A 6,068-nucleotide genomic window follows, 5' to 3' on the forward strand; every position below is an offset into this window, starting at 1 on the left:
GAGCACGCGACGATCTTCAAGCGGCTGATTGAAACCGTGGGTAGCGACGTGCCGATCTGCATGGTCACGAAGGCGCACATCGTTGACTTCAAGTCGCTCCTGTACAAGGTGCCGGTCGCGATCAAAACGGCGCAACGGCGGCTGCCCATCCGAGAACTGATCGCCGCCTTCGAGGGACGGGACACACCCCGGCTCAGCCAGGGATCGGTGATCAAGAACATGGTGATCGTAAGTACGGTCTTCGGCTGGGCGCGCGACAATGGCTATCTCGACGCCAACCCAGTCACCGGCACCGTTCCGGCGCGAAGCAAGGTCGCGGCGGCGACGCGGCGGCAGCCTTACAGCGCGGCCGACATCAAAATGATTTTCGCATCTCCGATCTGGACCGGGTGCCGCAGCGATGAAAAATACTGGGAACCGGGAAACCACGTTGTGAGGGATGAAAGATACTGGCTACCGATCCTGGCGCTGTTCACCGGAGCGCGGCTGGGCGAGCTAACTCAACTCCTCAGAGCCGATCTGAGGCAGGAGGGGGATACATGGTTCATAGACATCACAATATTGGATGAGGAGGATCAGAAAAAGCGGTTGAAGACAGCATCCAGTCACCGCAAGGTCCCGCTTCATCCTGTCCTGATCCGGCTGGGCTTCCTCGATTATGCGAGGCCAATCCAGTCCGGGCGCATGTTCCCCCGCTTGAAGCCGGATCGGTTTGGGAGCTTTGCCGAGAGTTTTGGCAAACTCTGGGCACGGTACTGCGACCGCATCGGTATGGCCGACCGGCGCAAGGTGTTCCACTCGTTCAGGCATTCCTTCAAGGACGCCTGTCGGGCGGCGGGCCTCGGTGAGGAGGTCCACGACGCACTAACCGGCCACGCTGGAGGCGGTAGCGTCGGGCGCGGCTATGGCAACGGCGTCGCGTTGGATCGGCTGGCGCAAGAGATTGCTCGGATTGTCTATCCAAGCTTCCCGTTGTGAGCGTCAACTGCGGGTCCGGCACTTGGACGTACTCAATCCAGTAATCAGGTCCGTTGAACGACAAAAAGACAACGACGCCAAGACATCCGCTCTGCCTATATAAGCGTGACGAGTCTCCAGTTTACTCAGCCGCACAATGAAGCAAGCTGTTGAAAGGCCCCATTGAAGTACGAATTGCAGGTTTATCAATCTCTCGCGCCAGAAGCGATAACTGAACGCGTACGACGGCAAGCCTCCGCCTCTGCTCTGGTGAGTCCAGGCCAGCGGCTACTTCATCAATCGAGCGTATAGCGTCACGCAAGGTAGCTTGGGCCATCGTACTATCCTTTCTGGCTGAAATACCGCACAGCAGATATAGAACCAACGACTTAATATTACGTCAAGACGATATAAAGAAACCTAGATGGTATCAAGGTGCAGGTTCTTGCATCCAATGGCCGAGAGGCACTGGATCAGGAAAGCGGCTGCAAACTTCCCCTGCGCAACTTTATTGCTGATGTTCAACATCATGTCGTGGACGCAGTAAACAACGGCACGCTTGCCACCGCGATACCGTGAGCAGCGGCAGAAACCATTTCAGATTGCCTGCTTCTTGTCGGCGGGCCGGATGGCTTGAAAATACTGCTTCATCAAGGAAGCAGGGGACTGCTACGATCCAGCACGACGTACGACGGCACGCTCGTTGAGCGAGAGCCAATAAGAGTTGATCTGCATTACCATGCTGAGCAACCCCTCAGGGCGTAATGGTTTCGCGAGGTAGGAGTTCGCGCCGAGATCGTATGCACGTTCAATGTCCGTGCTTGTCTTGGAGGAGGTCAGGACCACGACCGGGACGCGCCGCAGTCGCGCGTGACGCTTGATCCAGGCAAGCACCTCGAACCCCGATCTGCGCGGCAGTTTGAGATCGAGTAGGATCAACACGGGTGTCATTTCGGAGCCATCTGCATCGTCTATTCCAGAAAGGTAGTTGACAGCTTGATCCCCGTCCTCGGCCACCTCAAGCGGCGTTTCGATGTTGGCCTTTCGGAACGCCCGGCTGATCAGGTGAACGTCGTCGGGATTGTCCTCGACCAGCAGTATTACGTCCTGATAATCGCTCATTGGGTTTCACCTCCAGCAATCGGCAAGTCAATCCAGAAACGACTCCCCTGTCCCGGCTCCGACACGACACCGGACGTGCCTCCGATGCGCTCCACGCCCTTGTGCACGATGGCAAGCCCGATACCCGTGCCAGGGTAAGTCTCGACACCATGCAGGCGTTCGAAGGGATGGAAGATTCTCTCCTGATGCGCCGGATCGATACCGATGCCGTTGTCCTCGACCCACAGCCGTGCACCTTCTCCTCGGCGCTCCGCCCAGATGCGAACCCTTGGCTTGCCACCCGCCGCCACGAACTTGATCGCGTTCGAAAGCAGATTATCAATGACTTGCCGAAGCATTGGAGCATGGGCGCGCACCTCCGGTAGCGGCTGCTTGACCTCCACATCAGCGTTGGTCGCCGCGATAAGCTGCTTAGCATCCGCAACTACCCGATCAATGAGCCTGGAAAGCGAAACGGGACGAACTGTGATTTCCTCCCTCGCCATGCGGCTATAGGCCAGGAGGTCTTCGATCAACGTGTCCATGCGCGATGCCGCCGCCACGATCCGGTGCGTATATTGCCTGCCTTGCTGCGGCAGTGCCTCACCGTAATCCTCCACGAGGGCGTCTGCATAACCATGTATGGCCCGCAAGGGCGCACGCAGATCGTGCGAGATCGTGTAGGCAAACGCATCGAGTTCCCGGTTGGCTTCGGTCAGGCGCGCCGTACGCTCCTCCACTCGGTCCTCCAATTCCGCATTGAGCCTGATCAGTTCATCATGCTCGCGTTGCCGGAAATACAGGAAGGCACCGACCCCGGCACTGAGCAGCGCCAGCAAACCGGTTGTGGCAGCAAGAGCATTAAACAGCCGTACCTGCCGTTCTTCGCGTCGAGCACGCGTTTCGAGGAGGTCGCGCTCGGTCTCGTGGAACGCCTCGGTGATGCGTTCGAATTCCTCCGTCAGCCGTTGCCCCTCATCTGTCCGAACAGCCATCAGAGCTTGTTCATAGCTGAGGGACCGGAGTTCGATAGTCCTCTTCAACTCCGCGAGCTTCGCCTCGATCAGCGACCGCAATGCCCGCAGCCTTTCTACCTGGGCCGGATGCTGAACCAGTTCCCGAAGCTGGTCGAACTCGGCCCATACTTCCCCAATGGCCCGCTCGTAGGGTTTGAGATATCGCGGCTCACCCGTGAGTAGATAGCCGCGCTGACCAGTCTCAGCCGCCCGGAGAGTTCCCTGTAGCTCGGCCATTTGACGAAGGATCGTGTTGGTGCGCCTAACTTCCTCGCGGCTGCTCTGAAGAACCGCAAAACCGACGTTCAGCATGATGGCACTGATCAGCAGGAGCATGAGGGTAAGGGCAACCGCCCCCATTCCCAACGGGGGCAGCATACGCCGTTCACGCCACGCCCGCATTATGGTTCGAGGCTGCGCCCCGCTGATTAGCTTCATGCCTTCACCTGTTGTATCGAAATCAACTTGAAACAAGCAGACAGAACAATCAACACAGTTTGCGGTTGGTTCCATTAGGCCGTATGCCGCTTGGCTGTGGCTCGCTCATGTGTGATTGTCACGTTGAATGTACCGTCCTGGCAGAGATATCTATGCGGATTTTAGTTGCTGATGATGATCCTGACACACGCGCCCTTGTGGCTCGTGCGCTGCGTCAGGAATTTTCCGATGCGGTCATCCACGAGATCGGGGACGATGCGGACCTGAACAAGGCCCTGACCGAAGCCACCGCTGACATACTGATCACCGACTATGATCTCCGCTGGACAAACGGTCTTGACATCTTCCGGCGCGCCAGAACGGCGCACCCGGAGTGTTGCGTGATCATGTTCACCGGAACGGGTAATGAGGAGTTGGCCGTCCGTGCGATCAAAGATGGGTTCGATGACTACATCGTGAAAGCACCACAGCAGTTCAAGCGTCTCGCCACGAGTGCCCGCGTTGCCTGCGGGCGTGCGACTGAGCGCAGAAAGCTGCGCGAGAGTAAGGATTTGTTGTTGAAGGAGTTATACCATCGCCTGCACAACAACCTGCAACTCGTCATCAGCCTGATGCGGCTTACGGAGGCCAGCCTGCCTGACGCAACCTCGCGGAATTTGATCAAGGACCTTGGGCAACGCATCCAGTCGCTCGCCCTTCTACAAGAGCAGTTCTATCGGACCGACGATTTCCGCCGCGTCGATTTCAGAGCATTTCTGCAAGGGATCATCAGTGACCTGCACGCACCGGGCGGAGGTTCTGTCGAATTTGAGATGGTATTGGAGGATATAGAAGTCCCAGTGAACGTGGCAGTCCCACTCGGGTTGATCGCCAACGAACTGGTGATGAACGTGATCAAGCATGCCTTTCCCGAAAACCGCAAGGGGCGTATGACCGTTCTCTTCGAGCGCAGGGGCAGCGATATTATGCTATCAATCGCCGACAATGGCACTGGGCTTCGTCAGTCGAAGAACGCGATGTGGGACAGACTGGGAGCCAAAATCCTTAGTCGTCTCGCTACGCAGATAGATGCAGAAGTTTCATTTGAGTCGCAGGAGACAGGCACACAATGCCGGGTTACGTTGTCGGTCTGAAAGACGCGCTGAGGGTGCTCGTCGTTGATGACGAATTGCTCATCGCGGACTACATCGCCTCAGTGCTGGAGGAAGCAGGACATACGGTCGTCGGCATGGCTGCGACGGCTGATCAGGCGCTAGTGCTGCTCCGAGACATCGGCGCGGATATCGTCCTGCTAGACATCAACCTAAAGGGACCCAGCGATGGGGTGGAACTCGCCCGAGTGATTCGCCGCGAGCACCGGATGCCGCACATCTTCATCACGGGATCAGGTGATCCGCAGACGCGCCAGCGGGCCGAAGATACGAATCCATTGGCTTTCCTTCAGAAGCCATTCAAGGACACCCAACTCCTGACGGCGTTGATGGCAGTGCATTCTTGCGCAGTCAGCGACGCAAGTTGATCCCACCCTCTAAACCAGTCTTGTTAGCTGCATCATGCTCCGCTCGCCCCACTCAGCGGTATGCGCCACATTCAGTGTTCGTGTGCTGCCACGCTGGGAAGATCGTAGTTTGACCGAAGGCTGTTTCGGACTTATCAAGCAGACAGCGCGCTCCTACCAGCGTTGGCTTCTCGTTTCCGATGAAGGGATGAGGCAATGGCGTGGAGGACGGCACTCTCTCCCACTGGCTTGATTAGAATGTCAGCGGCAAGTTCACGTCCTTCCAGACCCGCCCTCTGGTAATCAGCGGTAACAAAAATGACAGAGACACCCAAAGGGGCCAATTCTGCGGCGACAGAAATGCCGTCGATCATTCCGCCCAAGTCGATATCAATCAGCGCCAAGGCTGGTAGGTCTTGGTATGCCAATTCCAAAGCTTTCTCAGCCTTGTAGGCAGGACCAACCACTGTGTACCCTTCATCGGCCAGAAACGTTGCCCATCCCAAGGCGATCAAGGGATCGTCCTCGCAGATCAGAATACGAGCGTCAGCGCAGGGCATTCTATCGGCAATAAGTTTCATAGCATGTGGCATGAGGCGTGACCTTGTGAACAAGTCACGAACCATGCGCCTACTTTTGTTAACAGGAGGTTGCGACTTTATCGATGAATTAGAGTTACTCCATTTGGTGAAAATCGTTCTAACTGAACCCAGCCGGTTCCCTCCAGGGAACTGACGCTGCACGAGATCGAGAGCGAACATCGCGTGCTCGATAACGATCTGGCGGAACGGCTTAGAATGGCGCGTCCGTTCAGTCCGTTCAACATCCAGGCTGTCAGTCGAACCGAACTGGGATGAACTGGAGGGTTTCGGGATGGTGCACGTGGCAAGAGCACGGTTCATCACTGGCAAGGGACCATTAAGACGACCAGCGCCCAGCACCTGATCGGGGAACAGCCTCTCCTGATCTGCATATTGTGCTGTACCGAGACGGCTAAGTTGGATCACGCCAAGGTCTTCACAGCTTATTGGCGCGACATGCCCGTTCCAGCCACCACT

Annotated in this window: 7 protein-coding genes; 3 read left to right on the top strand and 4 right to left on the bottom strand. The window is 57.0% G+C overall.

Translation table 11 applies throughout. The features are described 5' to 3' along the window. Positions 1-978, top strand: a 978-nt coding sequence (locus AC5JJ6_RS37290) for a site-specific integrase (protein ID WP_496046880.1), incomplete at its 5' end; no start/stop codon positions are given. A gap of 399 nt (positions 979-1,377) precedes the next feature. On the opposite strand, the gene AC5JJ6_RS37295 is transcribed toward AC5JJ6_RS37290, so the two are convergent. The 3 genes from AC5JJ6_RS37295 to AC5JJ6_RS37305 all read right to left on the bottom strand — a co-directional run bounded on the left by AC5JJ6_RS37295 (position 1,378) and on the right by AC5JJ6_RS37305 (position 3,410). Beyond that, on the bottom strand, positions 1,378-1,488 hold the full coding sequence (locus AC5JJ6_RS37295; RefSeq protein WP_496046881.1) for a DUF6471 domain-containing protein: 111 nt from the start codon (positions 1,486-1,488) through the stop codon (positions 1,378-1,380). 138 nt (positions 1,489-1,626) lie between these two features. Next, positions 1,627-2,079 carry a response regulator gene (locus tag AC5JJ6_RS37300; RefSeq protein WP_496046882.1) on the bottom strand — a complete coding sequence of 151 codons (453 nt, stop codon included), beginning with the start codon at positions 2,077-2,079 and terminating at the stop codon, positions 1,627-1,629. Beyond that, positions 2,076-3,410 (bottom strand): sensor histidine kinase, encoded by a 1,335-nt coding sequence (locus AC5JJ6_RS37305; protein ID WP_496046883.1) that lies wholly within the window; start codon positions 3,408-3,410, stop codon positions 2,076-2,078. Before AC5JJ6_RS37305 ends, AC5JJ6_RS37300 begins: the two co-directional genes overlap by 4 nt. Before the next feature lie 254 nt (positions 3,411-3,664). On the opposite strand from AC5JJ6_RS37305, the gene AC5JJ6_RS37310 reads away from it, so the two are divergent. Together AC5JJ6_RS37310 and AC5JJ6_RS37315 are read left to right on the top strand one after the other, a co-directional pair. Continuing rightward, positions 3,665-4,645, top strand: coding sequence for a sensor histidine kinase (locus AC5JJ6_RS37310; RefSeq protein WP_496046884.1), 981 nt, complete (start codon positions 3,665-3,667; stop codon positions 4,643-4,645). Continuing rightward, a complete protein-coding gene (locus AC5JJ6_RS37315; protein WP_496046885.1) occupies positions 4,621-5,031 on the top strand; it encodes a response regulator in 411 nt (136 codons plus the stop codon). The genes AC5JJ6_RS37310 and AC5JJ6_RS37315 overlap by 25 nt, the downstream gene beginning before the upstream one ends. A 134-nt stretch (positions 5,032-5,165) precedes the next feature. Here the strand turns inward: AC5JJ6_RS37315 and AC5JJ6_RS37320 are convergent. Further along, positions 5,166-6,068 (bottom strand): response regulator (locus AC5JJ6_RS37320; protein WP_496046886.1); only part of this gene is annotated, 903 nt, incomplete at its 5' end.

The organism is Skermanella sp. (genome assembly GCF_059503625.1).